At 56.6% G+C, this 20,228-nt stretch carries 22 protein-coding genes, 1 tRNA gene and 1 pseudogene; 15 read left to right on the top strand and 9 right to left on the bottom strand.

Annotated features, from left to right (window positions below; translation table 11 throughout):
* Positions 1-8: 8 nt before the first annotated feature.
* A complete protein-coding gene (locus RGU70_RS17685; protein WP_416186523.1) occupies positions 9-455 on the bottom strand; it encodes a helix-turn-helix domain-containing protein in 447 nt (148 codons plus the stop codon).
* A gap of 425 nt (positions 456-880) precedes the next feature.
* Here RGU70_RS17685 and RGU70_RS13400 point away from each other — a divergent pair, with 425 nt between their 5' ends.
* The 7 genes and pseudogenes from RGU70_RS13400 to RGU70_RS13425 all read left to right on the top strand — a co-directional run bounded on the left by RGU70_RS13400 (position 881) and on the right by RGU70_RS13425 (position 5,453).
* The gene (locus RGU70_RS13400; protein WP_322209901.1) at positions 881-1,681 is read left to right on the top strand and encodes a hypothetical protein; all 801 of its coding nucleotides are present in this window, start codon (positions 881-883) and stop codon (positions 1,679-1,681) included.
* Positions 1,682-1,823: 142 nt separating this feature from the next.
* On the top strand, positions 1,824-2,387 hold the full coding sequence (locus RGU70_RS13405; protein WP_322209902.1) for a hypothetical protein: 564 nt from the start codon (positions 1,824-1,826) through the stop codon (positions 2,385-2,387).
* 177 nt (positions 2,388-2,564) lie between these two features.
* Positions 2,565-2,864: a transposase gene (locus tag RGU70_RS13410; RefSeq protein ID WP_322209903.1), complete on the top strand. Its 300-nt coding sequence runs from the start codon at positions 2,565-2,567 to the stop codon at positions 2,862-2,864.
* A gap of 77 nt (positions 2,865-2,941) precedes the next feature.
* Positions 2,942-3,286 carry an IS66 family insertion sequence element accessory protein TnpB gene (gene tnpB / locus RGU70_RS13415; protein WP_322209904.1) on the top strand — a complete coding sequence of 115 codons (345 nt, stop codon included), beginning with the start codon at positions 2,942-2,944 and terminating at the stop codon, positions 3,284-3,286.
* A 44-nt stretch (positions 3,287-3,330) separates the two neighbouring features.
* Positions 3,331-4,879: pseudogene (tnpC, locus tag RGU70_RS13420) on the top strand (IS66 family transposase).
* A 46-nt stretch (positions 4,880-4,925) separates the two neighbouring features.
* A complete protein-coding gene (locus tag RGU70_RS17690; RefSeq protein ID WP_416186568.1) occupies positions 4,926-5,108 on the top strand; it encodes a transposase domain-containing protein in 183 nt (60 codons plus the stop codon).
* Positions 5,109-5,237: 129 nt separating this feature from the next.
* Positions 5,238-5,453, top strand: a complete 216-nt coding sequence (locus tag RGU70_RS13425; RefSeq protein WP_322210801.1) for a hypothetical protein — start codon at positions 5,238-5,240, stop codon at positions 5,451-5,453.
* A gap of 55 nt (positions 5,454-5,508) precedes the next feature.
* Here the strand turns inward: RGU70_RS13425 and RGU70_RS13430 are convergent, their stop codons facing one another.
* The 4 genes from RGU70_RS13430 to RGU70_RS13445 form a co-directional block, all read right to left on the bottom strand.
* Positions 5,509-5,643 carry a hypothetical protein gene (locus RGU70_RS13430; protein WP_322209905.1) on the bottom strand — a complete coding sequence of 45 codons (135 nt, stop codon included), beginning with the start codon at positions 5,641-5,643 and terminating at the stop codon, positions 5,509-5,511.
* A gap of 88 nt (positions 5,644-5,731) precedes the next feature.
* On the bottom strand, positions 5,732-6,757 hold the full coding sequence (locus RGU70_RS13435) for a site-specific integrase (RefSeq protein WP_322209906.1): 1,026 nt from the start codon (positions 6,755-6,757) through the stop codon (positions 5,732-5,734).
* Between the two features lie 158 nt (positions 6,758-6,915).
* Positions 6,916-6,991 (bottom strand) — tRNA-Asn (locus RGU70_RS13440).
* A 122-nt stretch (positions 6,992-7,113) separates the two neighbouring features.
* Positions 7,114-8,331, bottom strand: a complete 1,218-nt coding sequence (locus tag RGU70_RS13445) for an amino acid aminotransferase (RefSeq protein ID WP_322209907.1) — start codon at positions 8,329-8,331, stop codon at positions 7,114-7,116.
* Between the two features lie 78 nt (positions 8,332-8,409).
* Here RGU70_RS13445 and uvrB point away from each other — a divergent pair, with 78 nt between their 5' ends.
* A complete protein-coding gene (gene uvrB / locus RGU70_RS13450) occupies positions 8,410-10,485 on the top strand; it encodes an excinuclease ABC subunit UvrB (RefSeq protein ID WP_322209908.1) in 2,076 nt (691 codons plus the stop codon).
* Positions 10,485-11,300: a uracil-DNA glycosylase gene (locus RGU70_RS13455; RefSeq protein WP_322209909.1), complete on the top strand. Its 816-nt coding sequence runs from the start codon at positions 10,485-10,487 to the stop codon at positions 11,298-11,300. The genes uvrB and RGU70_RS13455 overlap by 1 nt, the downstream gene beginning before the upstream one ends.
* A gap of 39 nt (positions 11,301-11,339) precedes the next feature.
* Here the strand turns inward: RGU70_RS13455 and RGU70_RS13460 are convergent, their stop codons facing one another.
* From RGU70_RS13460 to RGU70_RS13475, 4 genes are read right to left on the bottom strand one after another with little or no spacing between them, the layout of a single operon-like run.
* A complete protein-coding gene (locus RGU70_RS13460) occupies positions 11,340-12,245 on the bottom strand; it encodes a metal ABC transporter substrate-binding protein (RefSeq protein WP_322209910.1) in 906 nt (301 codons plus the stop codon).
* Between the two features lie 35 nt (positions 12,246-12,280).
* Positions 12,281-13,162 (bottom strand): metal ABC transporter permease, encoded by an 882-nt coding sequence (locus tag RGU70_RS13465; protein ID WP_322209911.1) that lies wholly within the window; start codon positions 13,160-13,162, stop codon positions 12,281-12,283.
* Positions 13,159-13,962 carry an ABC transporter ATP-binding protein gene (locus RGU70_RS13470; protein ID WP_322209912.1) on the bottom strand — a complete coding sequence of 268 codons (804 nt, stop codon included), beginning with the start codon at positions 13,960-13,962 and terminating at the stop codon, positions 13,159-13,161. The genes RGU70_RS13465 and RGU70_RS13470 overlap by 4 nt, the downstream gene beginning before the upstream one ends.
* A complete protein-coding gene (locus tag RGU70_RS13475) occupies positions 13,959-14,114 on the bottom strand; it encodes a hypothetical protein (RefSeq protein ID WP_322209914.1) in 156 nt (51 codons plus the stop codon). The genes RGU70_RS13470 and RGU70_RS13475 overlap by 4 nt, the downstream gene beginning before the upstream one ends.
* A 271-nt stretch (positions 14,115-14,385) precedes the next feature.
* Between RGU70_RS13475 and RGU70_RS13480 the strand changes: the two genes are divergently transcribed.
* The 6 genes from RGU70_RS13480 (at position 14,386) to RGU70_RS13505 (ending at position 20,176) form a co-directional block, all read left to right on the top strand.
* On the top strand, positions 14,386-14,940 hold the full coding sequence (locus RGU70_RS13480) for a DUF2796 domain-containing protein (RefSeq protein WP_322209915.1): 555 nt from the start codon (positions 14,386-14,388) through the stop codon (positions 14,938-14,940).
* A gap of 11 nt (positions 14,941-14,951) precedes the next feature.
* Complete coding sequence (locus tag RGU70_RS13485; protein ID WP_322209917.1) at positions 14,952-15,695, top strand: ABC transporter ATP-binding protein; 744 nt, start codon at positions 14,952-14,954, stop codon at positions 15,693-15,695.
* Entirely contained in the window at positions 15,692-16,951 is a 1,260-nt protein-coding gene (locus RGU70_RS13490; RefSeq protein WP_322209918.1) for an ABC transporter permease, read from the top strand. Before RGU70_RS13485 ends, RGU70_RS13490 begins: the two co-directional genes overlap by 4 nt.
* Positions 16,951-17,610 (top strand): DUF3299 domain-containing protein, encoded by a 660-nt coding sequence (locus RGU70_RS13495; protein WP_322209919.1) that lies wholly within the window; start codon positions 16,951-16,953, stop codon positions 17,608-17,610. Before RGU70_RS13490 ends, RGU70_RS13495 begins: the two co-directional genes overlap by 1 nt.
* Positions 17,611-18,088: 478 nt before the next feature.
* Positions 18,089-18,991 carry an EamA family transporter gene (locus tag RGU70_RS13500; RefSeq protein WP_322209920.1) on the top strand — a complete coding sequence of 301 codons (903 nt, stop codon included), beginning with the start codon at positions 18,089-18,091 and terminating at the stop codon, positions 18,989-18,991.
* A 39-nt stretch (positions 18,992-19,030) separates the two neighbouring features.
* Positions 19,031-20,176 (top strand): exonuclease domain-containing protein, encoded by a 1,146-nt coding sequence (locus RGU70_RS13505; RefSeq protein ID WP_322209921.1) that lies wholly within the window; start codon positions 19,031-19,033, stop codon positions 20,174-20,176.
* The last annotated feature ends 52 nt before the right edge of the window (positions 20,177-20,228 follow it).

Below are 20,228 nucleotides of genomic sequence, written 5' to 3' on the forward strand. Positions count from 1 at the left end.
TTAACTCCTCAGATGGTGTATTTTGCACCTATCGAGGTGTCCGGGTAGATTAGACCACTACAGTGTAGTGGTTGTTGTTCGGACTCCTGTGATGGTTTTAGGGGTGACGTAGTTTTGTCATCCACGACGGTGACCCTTGACGTCACCCCCGTCCCCGACAAATTGTCGCCCTCGACTTTTCCTGCTTCGTCGACGGATGACAATTTGTCGGGGCTTACCTTAGCGGCTATGCATAATCGGTATCCATTTGATGTTTGTCTTCCTGCAGACGTGTATCGTGGGCTTACTGAAATAAGGCCAGCGGCCTCAAATTTCTGTATGCTGCGCTGAACGGTGCGGCCCGAAACGGAGCATTTCCCCGCGACAAATGGAATACCTGGCCAGCACTCATCGTAGTCATTTGCAGAGTCCGCTAGGGCCATCATTTCGGAGTGGGTGCCAACTTTTGTGCTCATGCCCAATTCATCGCGCGAATACTCATGTTTTCCCTCCTGCAGAAAGTCGCGGTCGCCCCAGCTTCACCGCATTACTGGTGTCCCCAGGCAAGATGTTCGAGCGCTTATCGCTAGAAATCGAGTCCAGCCGTAGCCTGATGTCCGCAACGAACCAACAAGCTCGTCGTTTCGCCGGGAATGCCGTCATGGGAAGTTCTCCCCGGTACGCCATCTGTGAGACAGCTCCCTCCGTAGTCTTCAGCAGAGAAGCGAGCTCTGATCGTGAGATGATGGCCTGGGGGGCCATTCTTCCAAATGCCTGCCGAAAGTCAGTGTCAATTTTTGCCATTCGAGATCACCCGTTGATTGCAGTTATGATTGCCGTAGACTATTTTCTTATGGACCGTTATGGGAGGGCCAGATTTTGAAATCACAGAGGAGAAAAGGTGAATTTAGGACAAAATAGAGGGAAGCGATTGAAACCGGCATTGGCCCGTTTTGCTTCGATGCTGATTGAAGAGGCTAAAGATATTACTGGTCTTACCTACCCGCAGCTTGATGAAGCGCTTGGGATAGAAATTGGGCAAGCAATAAGGTATTCTCAATTTTCCAAAGGTAAAGAGAACCCTCGTGCGCCGCATGCCGCAGGCATACAAGGGTTGGAAAACCGCGTTGCGCGATTGCTGAGAAGAACGGCGCACGTAGTCGTCGTTGAGAACAATGCCAAGATAGGTCCTGGTGGATTCGAGCAGCCCGATTTTATTGAAGGAGCTCCCGGCGACGGTTTGAACTTGCGAGCCGGCGACTCTGAGGACTTCCAACTTGGGTACGATGGAGGATGGCCAACGTACCGGAGTCTAAAAGCCGATCCCACTACTATTTTTTGTCGCTACCCGCCGATATACGAACTTGTAACTCAAGAGCTGCACGACGACTGGCATGAAATGCTGCAAATTTACTCATGGCAGTGGGGAGTCCTGTGGGATCGAGGTTTGCCCTGGCTTTCGCGAGAAGCGATGGAAGTGGCGGCCAACACTTCCATTGACGCAGCCGTTGAAGAAATGACTGCTCAGGCAATGCAGAAGCGTGTTTATTTTGAAAAATCAAATGGCACTGAGGAGGGTAGGATACTGATCAAGCACATAGCAGCGGCGTATTTTCCTTCACGGCAGGAGCCGGAGCTAGAGGACGCGTGGTGTTCTGAGTCTACCGGAAATTTGCCGGAATCGCCGAGTGATGTTCGGTGAACGTCAGTTGCCTTCGGTTATGGAATCCCTTGTAAAATCAAGTGATTAGCAGTAGTCTGAAGGTAGCTTGGTTTGACTCGTAAATGCATTGACGCCCCCTGAGCATGCCGTGTTTTTCTCTACGATGAGCAGGATTCGCCACTTGCTCGCAATTCCTGATTCGACTGAGATTTACCATGCCTCGTTCTCAGAGTTCATCCGCGCGAAAACGTCGGAACTGGAGCGAACCGTCCATGAGAAGATCGGGTGGTACTGCTCGCAAAACATGGGAACGAAATACTGCACCTCGAACGTAATTTTTCACCTGCTTCGTTCCGCAGAAAGCATGAAGTCTAAGGCTGTCGGACTTTGTTCTCAGGAATGGATCGACACTTGCGTCGAAATAGGCGTAAATCCGGATACTCCAATACTTGACCTGAAGAGCTGTCTCTCGGCAGCCATCGCCCTTTCCGACGCGTCGAACGTTTTCAGGTTGCTCCTGCTTCAGCAGCGTGTGGAATTCCGTTACAAAACGCTTTTTGCGAAGAGCGCCTTTCTCGTCGCGGAGGCGATGACCGCACTCAAAAGGCCGCTAGATGCTACTAGGCACGCGATCAGGTTCAACAGGCCAATCATATCTCTCGAAGAAAGCTCGCATCTCTCCTACCTCCTCATTGAAGGCGAGCATCAAGACGAAGTATTTGATCTGCTGGGAGCGTTGAGCTAAGCGCTGCACGAGTACCGATTCGCGAACACCGAAGGGTTCACGCTGGACGAGTTCGTTACGCAAACGCGCCTTGAGCTCTTGATGCCAATTCACGCAAACTGTAAGCATCCACCCAATACATCTTTCGTAGCGACATGAACGTGCTTATGCTGTCGGATTTTTCGGTGGATGAAGACGATGGAAGGCAAGCAAGTAGTACCAGTAACGCCGCGCACTGCGCGACGCAGTTTCACAACAGATTTCAAGCGCGAGCTCGTGCGACAAGCGATGCTGCCGGACGTCTCTCGCGCAGCGTTGGCATTGGCCAACGGCATTAACGCCCATCAATTGGCACGCTGGTGTCGCGAGCATCAACGCGCCGATCACCTTACCTTCGTACCCGTCGTCAGCGCCGTGCCCACTGCCTCAGCCTATGCTCTTGCCCAGAGCGCGCCAGTCTCGCCGACAGAGATCGAGTGGCGGCATGGCGATACCTGAATCCTCATTCGGGGTAAAGTCGATGCCGAAATCTTGCGCACGGTCCTCTCGCAAACCTTGGCATCATCACGCACGACATGATCGGCCTACCTCCCGGCATACAAGTGTGGCTCGTCGCGGGCGTGACCGACATGCGCCGTGGCTTTGATGGTTTGGCCGCCGTTGTCCAAACGAAACTTGCCCATCATCCTTACGGCGGCCAAGTGTTCGTCTTCCGCGGCCGGCGCGGCGACCGAATCAAGGTGCTCTGGTGGGATGGCCAGGGGCTGTGTTTGCTCTGCAAACGCCTTGAACACGGCTATTTCATCTGGCCCCAGGCCGATTCTGGCAGCGTGCATTTGAGCGCGGCACAGTTGTCGATGCTACTCGAAGGCATTGATTGGCGGCGTCCGCAGCGTACTGCGACACCCCGTGCGGCGTAGACACGGCAGTTGTATACCTGCGCCGAAGTGCGTAAACTGTCGCCATGGTCGAATCCCCCACCAATCCGCTTCCCACTAGCGTCGAATCACTCCAGCGTATGGTTGCGGACCTCGCTGCCCAGGTCCGCAAACTCCAGTCGAATCTGAGCGCACGCGAACTGCTCATTGAGCATTTGCAGATCCAGATTGCGGCGCTTCACCGCCAAATGTACGGTCGCAAGTCCGAGAAGCTGGCGACGCAAATCGGTCAACTCGAGCTCAAACTCGAGGAACTGCTGCTCGATCACGGTGAAGATCCACCTGCGGCCAAGCCTGCCGAGCAGGAACGTACAATCCGCACACGCAAGCCGCTGCCGACAACGCTTCCACGCGACACTGTCGCGCATTTACCGTCGGGCGAGGGTTGCCCGGACTGCGGCGGCGCGCTCAAATCAATTGGCGAGGATGTCGCCGAGCAACTTGAGTATGTGCCCCAGAGTTGGCGCGTGATTCGGCACGTACGTCCCCAATATAGTTGTGCATGCTGTCAGTTGCTCGTGCAGGCGAGGGCACCATCAAGACCGATTGCCCGAGGACTGGCTGGCCCAAGTTTGCTGGCACACGTCATGATCAGCAAGTATGCAGATCATCTGCCGCTGTATCGTCAATCACAAATCTATGCACGTGACGGTCTCGACCTGGATCGCTCGACGCTCAGCGAATGGGTGGGCGGCGTCACACGCCTGCTGCGCCCATTGGTGGAGGCGCTTCGCCGCTATGTCATGGCCGGGCCAAGCGTGCACGCTGATGACACGCCGGTGCCGATGTTGGCACCGGGCAAAGGCAAGACCGTCACCGGCCGTCTGTGGGCGTATGTCCGTGACGAACGCCCAGCGGGCTCGGTGAATGCTGCCGCGTTATGGATGGCGTTCACGTCGGATCGACGCGGCGAACATCCGCAGCAACACCTCAGCCAATTCAAGGGCATCATCCACGCCGACGGATTTGCGCGATACGATGCGTTGTATGGCGCGGTGCGGCGGCAAGCTGCCTGCTGGGCACATGCCAGACGCAAGTTCTATGAACTGACGAAATCGCATCCATCACCGGCGGCGGGCGAGGCCGTGCGTCGCATTGCGGCACTGTATGCCATTGAGGATCAAATCAGGGGCGAGCCCCCCGGATAAACGCTGGCAAGTAAGAACCGAGCACAGCAAACCACTGCTCGATAGCATGCGAGCGTGGCTCGACACACTGATCCCAGCGTTATCGAGTAAATCGGCGCTCGCCGGTGCGATCTACTATGCGCTTAATCGGTGGGACGCATTGAACACGTTCGTCCAGGATGGTCGTGCTGAGATCGATAACAATGCGGCCGAGCGCGCGTTGCGTGCCGTGGTATTGGGACGCAAAAACTTCTTATTTGCCGGTTCCGAGTCTGGCGGCGAACGCGCGGCCGCCCTGTACAGCCTGATCGGCACGGCCAAACTCAACGGCATTGAACCCGAGGCGTACCTGCGCGAAGTGCTCACGCGCATTGCGGATCACCCGGTGAATCGGATCGACGATCTGCTACCCTGGAACATCGCCTCCAGCACACGCCGCGAAGCTTAAAAAGCTTATCGAAGTGCCCATTTAATTTTAAATGGGCACTTGTGTCATGCCGCGGATCAATATCTCGCCATCGGAAATACGCCTCTCGCTAGATGCCGTCGCTCGACGCTTACGGTTCAACGGTCATGACGTGCACACGTATACGAAGGAGGTGCTGGAACGCTTACCCTCACTGTCGGCCAGTCGTATCCGTGAACTGTTGCCGCATTGCTGGGTGCCGGCAACTTAAGCCTGACTCACTCATTGCGCCAATATCTCGGCGTCAAGATGACTTGGCCGGGGGCTTACAGCCATTCCGACGCTATCGTCAAAGAACGTAACGCCGCACAGCTTTCGACACGCAGCCGCTGTCCATCTGATAGCTGCCGGCGCGGATGTCACTGTGATCCGAAGCTGGCTAGGACATGTCAGCCTCAATACCACCAATCACTACGCCCAAGCCAATCTGGACACCAAGCGAGCGGCCCTAGAGCTGCTCGATCATTCTTCAAAACAGCTAAAAAACCTCCGCGGTGGAAGCGTGACGAACGCTTGCTCGCCTGGCTCGATTCGCTCTGATCGATGCCATAAATAATGTGAAGGAGAATCGCTGCCAACGCCGGTCAGGCAAGGCCAAGATTGGGGTTCCTTCACGTTATTCGTTCCTGCTGATAACCTGCGTTATCGCCAGCTGGCGATAACGCAGGAGCGCCACCGAAGAAGGCACGATTGTGCGCTTCCAGCACCATCTCCGGCTTAGCGACGTAAGCGTCCAGCCGTCCCATGTAGAGTAAATACTTTGTTTAAGAAAAATGGGATATAGCCTACGCCAATCTTTGCTAATCCGTAATCAGTGAATTTAATAACCGGAGGCTATCCCAGCTTTGCCAGTAAACTTTCCGGTTTTAGATGCGTATATCGTTTGAGCATCTGCATACTTTTATGCCCGGTAATGCTAGCTACTTCCATAGGATGTAACCCTCGTTCGAAAAGTAGCGAAGTGGCTTCGTGGCGCAGATCGTGCCATCGTAGATTTTCAATCCCCAATTTGAGTAACATTTTTTTCCATATACAGACCACAGCATTTGATGTGGTATTTAGAATTAATCCAGTTGGTCGGTTCGCAAGATGCCCAAATTCATCTCTTGGATGAATTGACTCGAGTATGGTGATTGTTCGGCTAGACATGGGCAGTACTGCAGGAACGCCTTTGTTTTCCGGTCCTCGTGCATCCGATGGCATCCTGATCATGCGCGCAGGTAAATCAATCCATTCCCAGCGAAGTTTGAATAGTGTGCCTTGGCGCAAACTAGTTTCAATTGCGAGTCCAAAAGCAGGTAACGCAAAACAATTACTATGCGCGCTTAAACATGAATGAATCAGTTCGTACTCACCGGGCAGTAAGCGGCGATCGCGGGCTCTACTACCCCCAGGCTTGCGAATGTTGTCCAGAGGGTTAATGAGGCCCTCCATTCCCCATTCTTTACGGGCAATCTCGTAAAGGTGGCTGATGATCTGAAGTTCTAGCCGGATGGTGTTCTCTGCGCGTCCATCATTGCGCCGTTCATCGCGATAGCGGGCAAAATCCGCACCACGAAGATTGGCCAGCGTGCGATAAGCAAGATCGTTTTTCAACCAGCGATCGATGCGACGGTTTTCTTGATAGGGGTGTCGCTTCGTGGGGACTATTTCTCGTTTATACCGTTCGAGTGCTGCCGACAATAACGTACTCTCAGCTTCGGTTCTATCGACAAAGAGTCCAGAATCCATTTCGGATTCAATGAGGCGCGCCCATTTTTGCGCTTCCCCCCGCGAGTCGAACGTACGGTAAATTGGTTTGTACCCTTTGCGCCTAACTTCCGCACGCCAAAATGCGCCACGTTGATTTATATATGCCATGCCAGATTCTCCAAAAGTTGATTAAACGCTTGGTCTGGATTTTTTCATTCCGGCAGAATTCCGGCAAAGGCCAGTTTTTGAAGCTTTTCAGATATCTATAGACGAAAAAAAAGCACTACGATTTCTCGTAAGTGCTTGATTCTCTACTACATGAATTCTGGCTCCCCGACCTGGACTCGAACCAGGGACCTGCGGATTAACAGTCCGTCGCTCTACCAACTGAGCTATCAGGGAACAGGGAAAAGATTATGACCGATTTTCCACTGCTTGTCAAAAGCTTCTTGCACTTATTTGCTATGAAACTCGTGCGGTGAAGCCCTTAACAACAAGTGCGTGATATTACAGCAATTCTTAATTTATAGCACCTGAGAAATTGCATCGACCACAGCGTCGATGTTGCGCGTGTTCAGTGCCGCGACGCAAATACGTCCGGTATCGATCGCATAAATCGAAAAGTCGGTACGAAGACGATCAACTTGCGGTTTCGTCAACCCGGAATACGAAAACATCCCGCGCTGATGATTGATGAAATCGAATTCCTGACCCGGCGCCTTGGCCTTGAGCTTGGTCACCAGCAGTTCACGCATCGCACGAATCCGTACGCGCATTTCGGCGAGCTCACCTTCCCACAGCGCGCGCAACTCAGGTGATGCCAGCACTGTCGCAACCACCTGACCACCATGATTAGGCGGATTGGAGTAGTTGGTACGCACAACACGCTTGAGCTGCGACAGCACACGAGACACTTCTTCCTGACTAGCCGCAACAATGCTCAGTGCGCCGACACGCTCGCCATACAGCGAGAACGACTTGGAAAACGAATTCGATACAAACAGCGGACCGCCTGCATCGACAAAACGGCGCACAACAGCACCGTCTTCATCAATACCATCGCCGAAACCTTGATACGCCATATCCAGAAAAGGAATCAGCGCGCGCTTGGTGATGACATCAATCACCTGGGTCCACTCATCATGCGACAAATCAGCGCCGGTTGGATTGTGGCAGCAGGCATGCAACAGCACGACCGAGCCACTCGGCATCGTATTGAGCGCTTCCAGCATGCCGCTGAAATTGACGCCGCGCGTGGCAGCATCGTAATAGGGATAATTGTTAACCGTGAAACCGGCCATTTCAAACAGCGCCCGATGATTTTCCCAGCTCGGATCGCTGATCCAGATCTGGGTCGAGGACGGTGCGAAATGCTTGAGGAAATCCGCGCCCAGTTTCAACGCACCGGTGCCGCCAATGGCCTGCACAGTAATCGCGCGCTTCTCTTCCAGCACCTTGCTGCCAACGCCAAACACCAGTTCCTGCACAGTCTTGTCGTACAAAGCCAGACCATCGATAGGCAGATAAGTACGCGGCGCCAGCTTGGCAATCAGCTCAGCTTCGGCACGACGCACGCACTCCAGCAAAGGCACCTTGCCATTGTCATCGGAATAAACGCCGACGCCGAGGTTGGTTTTGGCTGGATTTTTATCCGCATTGAAGGCATCGGTAATGCCAAGAATCGGATCGCGGGGCGCCATTTCGATGGCGGAGAACAAGGAGGGGCTGATAGAGGCGGTCATCGTGATAACATAAAAAGTTGACTGCAAGCAGGCGCTAAACAGTTTACAACTGCGCAATTTTACCAAAAGTGAAAGACAATGGCTGAACTATCCCCGCTTAGCACCGCTCTGGACGAGAGCAAATTCATCAGCTTCCCTGGCTCCCCCTTCAAATTATTCCAACCTTTCCCCCCTGCCGGCGACCAACCCGCCGCGATTGAAAAGCTGGTCGAAGGGATCAACGACGGTCTTTTTTTCCAGACTCTGCTGGGCGTCACCGGCTCCGGAAAAACCTACACCATGGCCAACGTGATTGCGCGCATGGGACGTCCCGCCATCATTTTTGCCCCTAACAAAACCCTCGCCGCGCAGTTGTACAGCGAGTTCCGGGAATTTTTCCCGGAAAATGCGGTGGAGTATTTCGTCAGCTACTACGATTACTACCAGCCGGAAGCCTACGTCCCGCAGCGCGATCTGTTCATCGAAAAAGATTCCTCGATCAATGAGCATATCGAACAGATGCGTCTGTCCTGCACCAAATCGCTGATGGAACGACGCGACGTGGTGATCGTCGCCACCGTCTCGGCGATCTACGGTATCGGTAATCCCAACGAATACCACCAGATGATCCTGACGCTGCGCGCCAAGGAAAAAGTCAGCCAGCGCGACGTCATTGCCCGCCTGATTCAAATGCAATACACGCGCAACGAAATCGATTTCGGCCGCGGCACGTTCCGCGTGCGCGGCGACACCATCGACGTCTTCCCTGCCGAACACGCCGACCTGGCGCTGCGCATCGAAACCTTCGACGATCAAATCGACACGCTGCAATTATTCGACCCCCTCACCGGTCGCGTGCGGCAAAAAATTCAGCGCTTTACCGTCTATCCCGGTTCACATTACGTCACGCCGCGCGCGACGGTGCTACGCGCCATCGAAACCATCAAGGACGAATTGCGTGAACGCCTCGACTGGTTCCGCAAGGAAAACCGTCTGATCGAAGAACAGCGGCTGGAACAGCGCACCCGTTTCGATCTGGAAATGATGCAGGAAATCGGCTTCACCAAAGGCATTGAAAATTATTCGCGCCATCTGAGCGGTGCCAAAGCCGGCGATCCGCCGCCGACGCTGGTCGATTACCTGCCCAAAGATGCGCTGATGTTCATGGATGAGTCGCATGTGCTGGTAGGCCAGTTGAACGGCATGTACAACGGCGACCGCGCCCGCAAAACCAACCTGGTCGATTACGGTTTCCGGCTGCCCTCCGCGCTGGACAACCGCCCGCTGCGCTTCGACGAATTCGAAGGCAAGATGCGGCAAACCATCTTCGTTTCCGCCACCCCGGCCGACTACGAAAAAGGTCGCGCCGATCAGGTGGTGGAGCAAGTGGTGCGCCCGACCGGACTGGTCGATCCGCTCATCATCGTCCGTCCCGCCTCCACGCAAGTCGACGACCTGATGACGGAAATTCATATCCGCGTCAAAAAGAACGAGCGCGTGCTGGTCACTACGCTGACCAAGCGCATGTCCGAGCAACTGACCGAATTCCTCAGCGACAACGGCATCAAGGTGCGTTATCTGCACAGCGACATCGATACCGTCGAACGCGTCGAAATTCTGCGCGACCTGCGACTCGGCACCTTCGACGTACTGGTCGGCATCAACTTGCTGCGCGAAGGTCTCGATTTGCCGGAAGTGTCGCTGGTCGCGATTCTCGACGCCGACAAAGAAGGCTTCCTGCGTTCCGAACGCAGCCTGATTCAAACCATCGGCCGCGCCGCGCGGAATCTGAACGGCGTCGCCATCCTGTACGGCGACAAAGTCACCGACTCCATGCGCAAAGCCATCGATGAAACCGAACGACGTCGCAACAAGCAGATTGCCTTCAACACCGCCAACGGCATCACACCGAGGGGTATCAAAAAAGAAATCCGCGACCTGATCGACGGCGTCTACAGCCCGCAGGAAGCGCGCATCGAACTCAAGGCCGCGCAAGAACAGGCAGGCTATGGCGTGATGAATGAAAAACAAGCGGCCAAGGAAATGAAGCGCCTCGAAAAACTGATGCACGACTCGGCCAAGAATCTGGATTTCGAAAAAGCCGCTACCACCCGCGACCAGTTGCATGCACTCAAAGCGCAATTTTTCGGCGCACCGGGCCGGGATAATATTTGATGGGAAAGCCGATAGCGACCGGACTGCATCCGGCACTGCGCAGCCAGATCGCTCTGGCCCACCCGTCCTGGCATGAAACCCTCCTCGCCGGACTCAAAGCAGTAGAACAAGCGACACCCGGCTATCTGGACACACTGGCGCAAGACAGCTACCTGCCCACTGAAGGCCGCCTGTTCGCCGCCTTCACGCAGCCGCTGGATGAAGTCCGTTACGTATTAGTTGGCGAAGGTCCCTACCCGCGCGCGACCAGCGCCACCGGCGTCTGTTTCATGGATGGCGCGGTCGGTGTGCTGTGGTCGGAAGGCGGGCTGTCCAAGCCCGTCAATCGCGCCACCTCGCTGCGCAATTTCATGAAAATGCTGCTGGTCGCCGATGGCCAATTGGCAGTCGAACATACCAGCGGTGATGCGCTGGCACCCATCGCAGCGCAAGCGAACATGCCGGCGTCAACGATGGTGCAAACGCTGGCGGAGCTGCAGACCAATCTGATCGATGCGGGATTTTTATTGCTCAATGCCAGCCTGGTGTTCCGGGCGCATGTCGCCCCCGCCAAGGATGCCAAAGCCTGGCAAGCATTCCTGGAAACCGTACTGCAAGCACTGGCGTCCCGTGCCAGCGACTTGCAACGAACCGCACCAACACTGGTGTTATGGGGGAAAATCGCCGCACTGGTGCAAGCCCTGCCCTGCGCTGCGCACTTTCCGCAAGCCGTCGCCGAACATCCTTACAACCTGAGTTTTATTGCGCATAGCGCGATGCAAACCTTGTTCGGCCCCATGCATTTGCTGCGCAGACCGGGCGCATCGAGCGACTGAAGACTGCCGCCGCCGTCTGCCTGCTCGGTCAGTAGCGTTCTAATTCTTACGCAAACCGCTCAGCATCTGTCCGATGTTGAAACGCATCATGGCAAGGTAGCTGGGAGCGTCGCCGCCCGCAGCGGAGAGCGCGTCGGGATACAGCTTGCCGCCAACTTCGGTTCCGGCTTCACGGCTGATTTGCCGCAGCAGCCGGGGATCGCTCATGTTTTCCATGAACACTGCCTTGATTTTTTCCGCTTTCATTTGCCGGATCAACCGGGCCACGTCGCGCGCGCTGGGTTCAGCGTCGGTCGACTTGCCTTGCGGCGCGAGAAAGGCGACATGGTAATGCGCGCCAAAATAGCCAAAGGCATCGTGCGAGGTGATGATCTTGCGCTTGTCGGCAGGGATCTGCGCCAATTGCTGCTGCGCCCAACGATCCAGTTCCGCTAATTGCTGCAAATAAGCATGACCGTTGCGTTCATAGGTCGCAGCGCCAGCCGGGTCGAGCTTGCTCAGTACCGCCATGATATTGCGGGTGTACACCATCACATTCGAGGGATCTTGCCAGGCGTGCGGATCGTAATGCAGCGCGGTGCCGGCATGCGCATCGCCGTCGTCTTTACGCTCACGCGCAGCGATACCGCTCGATGCCACCAGTACCTGCCCGCGATAATGCGCAGCGTCGATCAGGCGGCTCAACCAGCCCTCAAAACCCAGCCCGTTGACCACCACCAGCTTGGCACGCGCTACCGTTTTCACATCGTCCGGCGCGGGTTGGAACACATGCGCATCCTGATCGGGTCCGACCAGCGCAGTCACATTCACACGGTCGCCACCAACCTGACGGACGATATCGCCCAGAATGCTGAAACTGGCTACCACAGCCACTTTGTCCGCCGCCTGCGACAACGTAGCCGCCAGCAGCATGACGCCGAATAAAATTGTTTTAATAGAGCGCATAGGATGCCCTTCGATAAATGAAAAAACGAGCTTTGTCAGGCGCGCAAATGCGGACGGCGCAGCAAACGCGGCAACCAGCCGCGCGGCGCAAACAACAGTGACAAGATATACAGTCCACCGGCGCAGACGATGATGGTCGGGCCGGACGGCATCGAAGCGTAATACGACAGCATCAACCCGAGGTATCCCGCCAGTGCAGCCTGAACGGCGCTGTTGACTAACTGGGCAGGCAAGGTGTCGTGCCACAAGCGCGCCGACACAGCCGGCATCATCATCAGGCCGACTGCCATCAGCGTGCCCAGCGTCTGGAACGAGGCCACCAGATTCGATACCACCAGCATCAGAAACACTTGCTGTAGCAAATCGCCGCGCATGCCGCTGGCCGCCAGAAAGGCGGGATCGAAACTTTCCAGCAGCAGGCCGCGATACATCGCCGCTAAAATCAAGACGCTGACCGTTGATACGCCAGCCACCAGCAGCAATCCCTGGGTATCCACGCCCAGCACATTGCCGAACAGAATATGCAGTAAATCGACTTGCGTGCCATTACGGGAAATCAACATCACGCCCAGCGCCAGCGCCACCAGATAGCAGGCGGCCAGACTGGCGTCCTCTTTCAGTTCGGTATGGCGGCTGATCCAGCCGGCCGCTGCCACGACCAGCACACCGGCGATAAAACCGCCAATGCTCAGTGCCGGCAGCGACAAACCAAAAAAGATGAAACCGATCGCTACGCCCGGCAAGACGGCGTGGCTCAGAGCTTCACCGAACAGGCTCATGCGGCGCAAGGTCAACAGCACGCCCAGAGGCGCACTGCTCAACGCCAGCGCCAGCACGCCCACCAGCGCGCGGCGCATGAAGGCAAATTCATGGAAAGGTGCGATGGCGAATTGGTAGACCGTGTCGATAATCGTCATAGCTGCTTAGTTATTTGCTTAGTTATTTGCTTAGTTGTCTGCTTAGTTACCTGCTTGGGTTCTTGCTGATCTGCTTCGCACAAAGGCGCATGTTCATCGGCCGCTTCGGCCATGGCCTTGGCGCGTTGCAGGTTGGCGTCGGACAAGACTTCTTCCGTCTCGCCCCAGGCGACAACATGGCGCGCCAGCAGCAGGGTTTGGGGAAATTCGCGTCGTACCTGATCGTGGTCGTGCAGCACAGCGATCACGGTGCGCCCTTCGGCATGCCAGCCATGCACCATCGCCAGCAGATCGCCAGTGGTACGGGAGTCGATGGCGCTGAACGGCTCATCGAGCAAAATCAGTTTGGCGTCTTGCAGAAGGATGCGGGCAAACAAGACGCGCTGGAATTGGCCGATCGAGAGATTGGCAATCGGCCGCTGCGCGAAACCGTCGAGGCCGACTGCGGCAATCGCGCCGTAAGCACGCTCGCGCATGGCGCTGCCGATGCTGCCGAAAATCCCTGCCCTCTGCCAGAATCCAAGCAGGACGCAATCTAACACCGAGACAGGGAAGCTGCGTTCGATATCGACTTGCTGCGGCAAATAAGCGATGTCGCGCAGACGCACAGGAACGGCAATATGGCCGCTGTTAATACTGACCTGTCCCAGAATGCTTTTGAGCAGCGTACTTTTGCCCGCGCCGTTAGGCCCGACCACCGCCGTCAGCGAGCCTTGCTCGAAAGCGCCGGAGACGTGGTGCAGTGCCGGATGACGGCGATAAGCCACAGTCAGGTTATCGAGTCGGATAGCGACACTCATGCATCCGCCCCGTACAAAGCCCACAGCACCGCCAGCCAGAGCAGCGCGCACACAGGCAGCACCAGCAATACACGACGCCACCAGGGGTAGGCAAGTATGCTGCCGTTTTCAATAGTAAAAAAACGACGGCAGCGACGCAGGGGTGAAATCATCGGCACAATCAGCGTAGGAAGATGGGGAAATGAAAAAGGCGTGACGGGACTGAAAGGGAGCGCCGAAACAAGTGACATTATAATGCAACCGAGTTGCAAAATTATGAAGGAACAATCAATTTGTAAGTTTATTTGTTGCCAGCAGATTCACAGCAGATTGCCCGATACACTAAGAAGCGGTTAATTGTTAACAAGCCCTGGCAACTTCATCAGAAGTGCATCACCAGCACATTATCAGCGCCAACCCGCTGCCATTTTTTATTTGATCCCCATGAATTTTCGCTCCTTTGCCACTACCCTGCTCTCCCTCACACTATTTAGCGCCCTGCCCGCAGCCGACGCGCACGAAGCGCATGTCCACGGCGTCGGCAAACTCGACATCGTCTTAGATGGCGAAGTGCTCTCCTTGCATCTGGATACCCCACTGGCCAACCTGCTTGGCTTTGAACATCCTCCGACCAGCGATGCCGAACGCGCCAGCGTCAAACGCGCTACCGCCCAACTGCGTGCAGCCGACCACCTGTTTCTTCCCACCGCTGCAGCACAATGCCATCTGCTCAGTGTCTCGCTGGAAGCACCGACTATCACCGCCTATCTCGGCAACGCTACCGTCACGCAGCACGCCGCCACAGCGCCGGTAAGCGAACATGCCGATCTCGAAGGCGATTTTATTTTTACCTGCGCCAAACCAGCGGCGCTGCGCACGCTGGAAGTAAAACTGTTTGAACAATTCAAGGGCTTCCAGCGGATTAACGTGCAACTGGTGACCCCCGCGCATCAGGCTGCAGCCACACTGCAGCCACAATCCTCCGTGGTGGAGTTTTAATGGCACAAGCAATGGCACAAGCTCCCCTTCAGCATAACGGTATCGATATTCCTGCGATTCAGATGCGCGACGTGCATTTCCGCTGGCCGCAACAAAGAGATTCCTCGCTGGAAATCGCCCATTTCAATCTCCCGCGAGGCGGCAGCGTCTTCATTTCAGGCCCTAGCGGCAGCGGCAAAAGCACACTACTGGCGCTGATCGGCGGCATCGTCAAGGCGCAGACCGGCGAGGTGAAGGTACTGGGCACACCTCTTTCCGACCTGTCCGCTGCGGCGCGCGACCAGTTCCGGGTCGATCACATCGGCTTCATCTTCCAGCAATTCAATCTGCTGCCGTATTTGTCGATCCTCGATAACGTCATGCTGCCCTGCCGTTTCTCGCGCTATCGCCATGAACGTGCCTGCACTGAAGGAAAGTCGCTCAAGACAGCGGCAGAAACCCTGCTGCGCGCACTCGATCTGGCGCCAGAGTTATGGAGTCAGCGCGCCTCCCGGCTGTCGATAGGCCAGCAGCAACGTGTCGCTGCCGCACGCGCACTGATTGGCAGTCCTGAAATCCTGATCGCCGACGAACCGACTTCCGCGCTCGACGCCGAGCGCCAACAAGGCTTTCTCGATCTGGTTCAGCGCGAAGCGCGGCAATCGGGCGCCAGCCTGATTTTCGTCAGCCACGATCAGAGGCTGGCACAGCACTTCGATAGCCGCGTCGAACTGGAACGCCTCAATCACGCTGCCCATGGCATGGTGGCCGCATGATACTGCTGCGATTAGCCATACAAAGCGCCTGGAACCGCCGCACTACGCTCTTGCTGATGCTGCTGGCAATTGCGCTGTCGACCACCTTGCTGCTGGGAATAGAGCGGGTAAGACATGAAGTGCGAACCGGATTTGCAGAATCGGTCTCCGCCACCGATCTGGTGGTCGGTGCGCGCACCAGTCCTATCCAGCTGATGCTGTATGCCATCTTCCACCTCGGCGGCGCGACCAATAATATCGACTGGAGCAGCGTCACCAAGCTGGCGCAAAATCCAGCCGTGGCGTGGGTCATCCCGCTATCGCTGGGCGATTCGCACCGCGGTTATCCGGTGCTGGCGACCGATGGCGACTATTTCACGCATTTTCAGTATGGCCCACGGCAAGCCTTGCGATTCGCCACGGGTCGTCCTTTCAATAGCGTGTTTGAAACCGTCCTCGGCGCAGAGGTCGCAGAACGCCTCCATTACAAAATGGGCGACCACATCGTTCTGAGTCACGGCGCCAGCGGCATGCATTTGCTGGAACATGCCGACAAGCCCTTCACCGTGGTCGGTATTCTGGATCGTACCGGTACGCCGGTCGATCGCAGCGTGCATATCGGACTCGATGCAATGGAAGCCATCCATCTCGACTGGCAAGCCGGCGCACCGCTGCCGGGAGTGCATATCGCCCCGGAACTGGTTCGCAAGTTCGATCTGACGCCCAAAACCGTGACGGCCGTACTGGTTGGCTTGAAAAACCGCGCCGCCGTATTTACGGTACAGCGGCAGATCGGCAACGATCGCAGCGAGCCGCTGATGGCCGTCTTGCCCGGCGTGGCGCTGGATGAATTATGGGAAGTCGTCGGCATCGGCGAAAACGCGCTGCTGCTGGTCTCGGCGCTGGTGGTAGTAGTCGGGCTGGCAGGTCTGGCCTCGTCGATTCTGGCGAGTCTGGGTGAGCGACGACGCGAACTGGCGGTCTTGCGTTCGGTCGGTGCCGGGCCGTTCGATATGTTCATGCTGCTGGCACTGGAAGGTCTGGCGGTCATGCTGGCCGGTGTGCTGGCGGGGGTGTTGCTGCTGAGCGGATTGCTGCTGGTGTGCGGTCCGCAATTGGCCTCGCACTATGGCATCACTTTGCATCTGAGCTGGCCTACCGCAAACGAATACCGCTTGTTGGGCGGGATCGTTCTTGCCGGTTTCCTTGCCAGCCTGCTGCCGGGAATACGGGCTTATCGCATGAGCCTGGCCGATGGACTGACACCGCATAGCTGATGAAACTCAAAAATATACTCTGGATCATCGCCATCGTCGGGGCCGGTATTGCGCTGGGCGGCGGCGTGCAATACGCATTGCGCCCGGCAGCGGCCCCCGCCACACCCTACCAGATAGGACAAACCTTGCCTGCGGCACCACTGGTGGCATCGCTGACCGCCCCTGTCGCTTCCACAGTGGAATATCACGACATCAAGTGGGAAGACCTGATCCCTAGTCATTGGGATGCGATGAAGCCGTTCAAGGGCTTGCAGCTGAGCAAGCTGGGGGATGAAGATCCGCGCGCCATGCAGGCACTGGAAGATGCTAAAGAATATTGGGAAAAAGCGCCGGTGGACCCGAAAATGGAGGGGAAACAGGTCAGAATTCCAGGCTTTGTCGTCTCACTGGAACGGGAAGGCGAGGCCTTGAGCGAGTTTTTACTGGTGCCCTACTTCGGTGCCTGCATTCATATTCCGCCGCCGCCCGCCAATCAAATCATCCATGCCCGTAGCAAGCATGCGTTTGCCGGTGTGCGCACCATGGATGCGGTATGGATTACCGGCACGATCAAGATCGACCGCACCGATACGCAGATGGGCGCGGCCGGTTACAGCATGACGGTAGTGAATCTGGAGCCTTATGTGGATGCGCCGGAGAGCACGGCGGCGCACAAGTAAGCCGCACTAAGGACGCGCTAATTCAGCGTGGCGCTTGCGACACGGGGACAAAACAAAAAATGGGGTTGAGGTCGCGATTCACGGCACGGTATGTACCACCTGAGCGACCGACATCTGAAATTTTCCTGCCAAGCAATTCGCGGGCAATTCTAGCTGGAAATGTCGGGCAAGGATGCTTGCACAATCTGCCGTCATGCTGACGATAAATTGTGCGGAGAGGAATTGGTGCCGGTATATTTTCGAACCGCCGGCTCCGGTAATCGTAAAGCAGCGCTAGTGTATAAAGTTGCCGGTTTTCAGGACATAGGACGGCAACTCATAAGCGAGTAGGAGAACGATACCCCCTGCAAATGACGCGCCGATGACAGGTTTTCCATTGCAAACCTTTCCCTTGCCAAGCCTATGACACGGCTTCCGGGCAAGCGCAAAGGGCAAAGGTGTTACAGTTTCAGGCTTTCCCTGCCAAGCACCCGCCGACATGCCTCTTTCCCACCTGTTAATCGGCCTCAGCATCGTCTTCATCTGGGGCACCAATTTTGTCGTCATCAAATGGGGCCTGGCCGATTTTCCTCCGTTTTTGTTCGCCACATTGCGCTTTACCCTGTCCGCCTTGCCGTGGCTATTCTTTATTCGTCGCCCGAAGGTGTCATGGGGCAAACTGGCAACTTTCGGTGTCTTCCACGGTGTCGGCCAGTTCGGGCTGCTGTTTTTGGCAATGCGGCACGACATCACTCCGGGTCTGGCGTCGCTGGTCGTGCAGGCACAAGTCTTTTTCACCATCGGCATGGCCATGCTGCTCAAGGGTGAACGTATCAAGCCGCTACAGGTGCTGGCCTTGTTGCTGGCGGTGGCAGGCATAGGCGTGATTGCTTTGCGCATTGCCGGCGACACTTCCACTACCGTGACCATGCTCGGATTGCTGCTGGTGCTTGGCGCGGCGTTCAGTTGGGCGGTGTGCAATCTGACCGTGCGCAGCGCGGGACGAGTTGATGCGCTGGGCTTCATGGTGTGGAGCAGTGTGTTCGCGATACCGCCGCTGCTGGCACTGAGCCTGTTCATCGAAGGTCCGACACACATTGCCAGCGCATTCACTCAGGCGAGCTTCGGCGGCTGGAGCGCAGTGATCTGGCAAGCGGTTGCCAACTCACTATTCGGCTACGGTGCCTGGAACTGGCTGCTGGCGCGCCATCCCGCTGCCACCGTGACGCCGCTGGCCTTATTGGCCCCCGTATTCGGCATGACCGCCTCCGCCCTGCTGCTGGCCGAACCCTTGCCTCCCTGGAAACTGGCGGCCGCTGCGCTGGTGTTGGGCGCACTACTGATCAACATGCTGGCGTCGCGCCCTTCCCGGGTGACCGCGCTTGATGCGGCACTCGATTGACACGGATTTAAACGGATTCAAACGGATTCAAACGACCCTATGACTATTGCATCCCCCTCGCCTCTACGGCTGGCCTTCGTCGACCTGGAAACTACCGGTGCGACTGCCGCCAGCGATGGCATTACCGAAATCGGTGTGATTGAAGTCGATGCAGAGGGCGTGCGCGAGTGGAGCACGCTGATTAATCCCGACCGGCCGATCTCTGCTTTCATCGAGTCGCTGACCGGCATTTCCGACGACATGGTGGCCGATGCCCCGCGTTTCGAAGAAATTGCCGATGAGCTGCATGCCCGGCTTGAGGGCCGTTTGTTCATTGCGCACAATGCGCGCTTCGATCATGGCTTTCTCAAGTCTGCCTTCGATCTTAGCGGCCACGTATTTGAGCCCGATGTGCTGTGTACGGTGCGTTTGTCCCGCAAGTTGTATCCGGCTTTTGCGCGCCACAATCTCGATTCCATCGCGGAGCGCCATCATTTGCATGTCAGCGATCGCCATCGTGCTCTTGGCGATGCGCGGGTGCTCTGGCTATTTTGGCAAGCGCTCTCGCGCGACCATTCGGCCGCGCAGGTGCAGGCCGCGGTGTCGAAACTGACGCAGCGCGGGGGGCGGCTGGCAACGAATGAGCCGGCGGATACCGATGTGCCTGCCGCTGCCGCAATAGATAAGCAAGCCGCTGCGTCATTGCCGCAACCGCTGCCGAATGCGCCGGTATCGGGGTCGGCAAAGGCGTCGATAAATGCAACTGCCAATGCCTCAATCAACGCCTCAGTCAATGCCTCAGTCAATGCCTCAGTCAATCCGCCAATTAGTGCATCAGCCAGTGCAACGGAAAATGTGTCGGCACACCAGCCCGCCCTGTCCAGCGGAGAGCCCCGCTGCGCCTGGCGCGTTGTGGTGCGCGGCGAACAGATCACTTTGAAAATCGTCATACCGGACGATCTGTTTTGCGCCGAGGATGACACGCTTTTCGGCCGCTTCGACAATCCCGCTACTGCCAAGGAGGCTCTGCGCGAACTCGCTGAAACGCATCGTCTTTGTCCGGCACTTCTGAAATTGAGCCGGACTAAAGCCGGTGCGCCTTGCGCCGCGCACAAAGCCGGCAAGTGCGACGGGGCCTGCTCCGGCGGGGAAGATCGGGCGGCACATGCGGGTCGCGTTCTGACAGCGCTAAGCACCCTGCGATAGTCCGTTTCGACCTGACGAGTACGGGAAATTTCCTGAAGTGATAGCATTCCTT

It is taken from the genome of Herbaspirillum sp. RTI4 (assembly GCF_034313965.1).
GTDB lineage: Bacteria > Pseudomonadota > Gammaproteobacteria > Burkholderiales > Burkholderiaceae_D > Herbaspirillum.

What these genes read in the sequence shown, in the direction of transcription:
- RGU70_RS13505 (WP_322209921.1), top strand. Translation starts at nt 19,031, where the DNA reads ATGACTATTGCATCCCCCTCGCCTCTACGGCTGGCCTTCGTCGACCTG.
- RGU70_RS17685 (WP_416186523.1), bottom strand. Translation starts at nt 455, where the DNA reads ATGAGCACAAAAGTTGGCACCCACTCCGAAATGATGGCCCTAGCGGAC.
- tnpB (WP_322209904.1), top strand. Translation starts at nt 2,942, where the DNA reads ATGATCGGCCTACCTCCCGGCATACAAGTGTGGCTCGTCGCGGGCGTG.
- RGU70_RS13410 (WP_322209903.1), top strand. Translation starts at nt 2,565, where the DNA reads ATGGAAGGCAAGCAAGTAGTACCAGTAACGCCGCGCACTGCGCGACGC.
- RGU70_RS17690 (WP_416186568.1), top strand. Translation starts at nt 4,926, where the DNA reads ATGCCGCGGATCAATATCTCGCCATCGGAAATACGCCTCTCGCTAGAT.
- RGU70_RS13500 (WP_322209920.1), top strand. Translation starts at nt 18,089, where the DNA reads ATGCCTCTTTCCCACCTGTTAATCGGCCTCAGCATCGTCTTCATCTGG.
- RGU70_RS13435 (WP_322209906.1), bottom strand. Translation starts at nt 6,757, where the DNA reads ATGGCATATATAAATCAACGTGGCGCATTTTGGCGTGCGGAAGTTAGG.
- RGU70_RS13460 (WP_322209910.1), bottom strand. Translation starts at nt 12,245, where the DNA reads ATGCGCTCTATTAAAACAATTTTATTCGGCGTCATGCTGCTGGCGGCT.
- RGU70_RS13470 (WP_322209912.1), bottom strand. Translation starts at nt 13,962, where the DNA reads ATGAGTGTCGCTATCCGACTCGATAACCTGACTGTGGCTTATCGCCGT.
- RGU70_RS13455 (WP_322209909.1), top strand. Translation starts at nt 10,485, where the DNA reads ATGGGAAAGCCGATAGCGACCGGACTGCATCCGGCACTGCGCAGCCAG.
- RGU70_RS13445 (WP_322209907.1), bottom strand. Translation starts at nt 8,331, where the DNA reads ATGACCGCCTCTATCAGCCCCTCCTTGTTCTCCGCCATCGAAATGGCG.
- RGU70_RS13490 (WP_322209918.1), top strand. Translation starts at nt 15,692, where the DNA reads ATGATACTGCTGCGATTAGCCATACAAAGCGCCTGGAACCGCCGCACT.
- RGU70_RS13485 (WP_322209917.1), top strand. Translation starts at nt 14,952, where the DNA reads ATGGCACAAGCTCCCCTTCAGCATAACGGTATCGATATTCCTGCGATT.
- RGU70_RS13480 (WP_322209915.1), top strand. Translation starts at nt 14,386, where the DNA reads ATGAATTTTCGCTCCTTTGCCACTACCCTGCTCTCCCTCACACTATTT.
- RGU70_RS13475 (WP_322209914.1), bottom strand. Translation starts at nt 14,114, where the DNA reads ATGATTTCACCCCTGCGTCGCTGCCGTCGTTTTTTTACTATTGAAAAC.
- uvrB (WP_322209908.1), top strand. Translation starts at nt 8,410, where the DNA reads ATGGCTGAACTATCCCCGCTTAGCACCGCTCTGGACGAGAGCAAATTC.
- RGU70_RS13465 (WP_322209911.1), bottom strand. Translation starts at nt 13,162, where the DNA reads ATGACGATTATCGACACGGTCTACCAATTCGCCATCGCACCTTTCCAT.
- RGU70_RS13430 (WP_322209905.1), bottom strand. Translation starts at nt 5,643, where the DNA reads ATGGGACGGCTGGACGCTTACGTCGCTAAGCCGGAGATGGTGCTGGAA.
- RGU70_RS13495 (WP_322209919.1), top strand. Translation starts at nt 16,951, where the DNA reads ATGAAACTCAAAAATATACTCTGGATCATCGCCATCGTCGGGGCCGGT.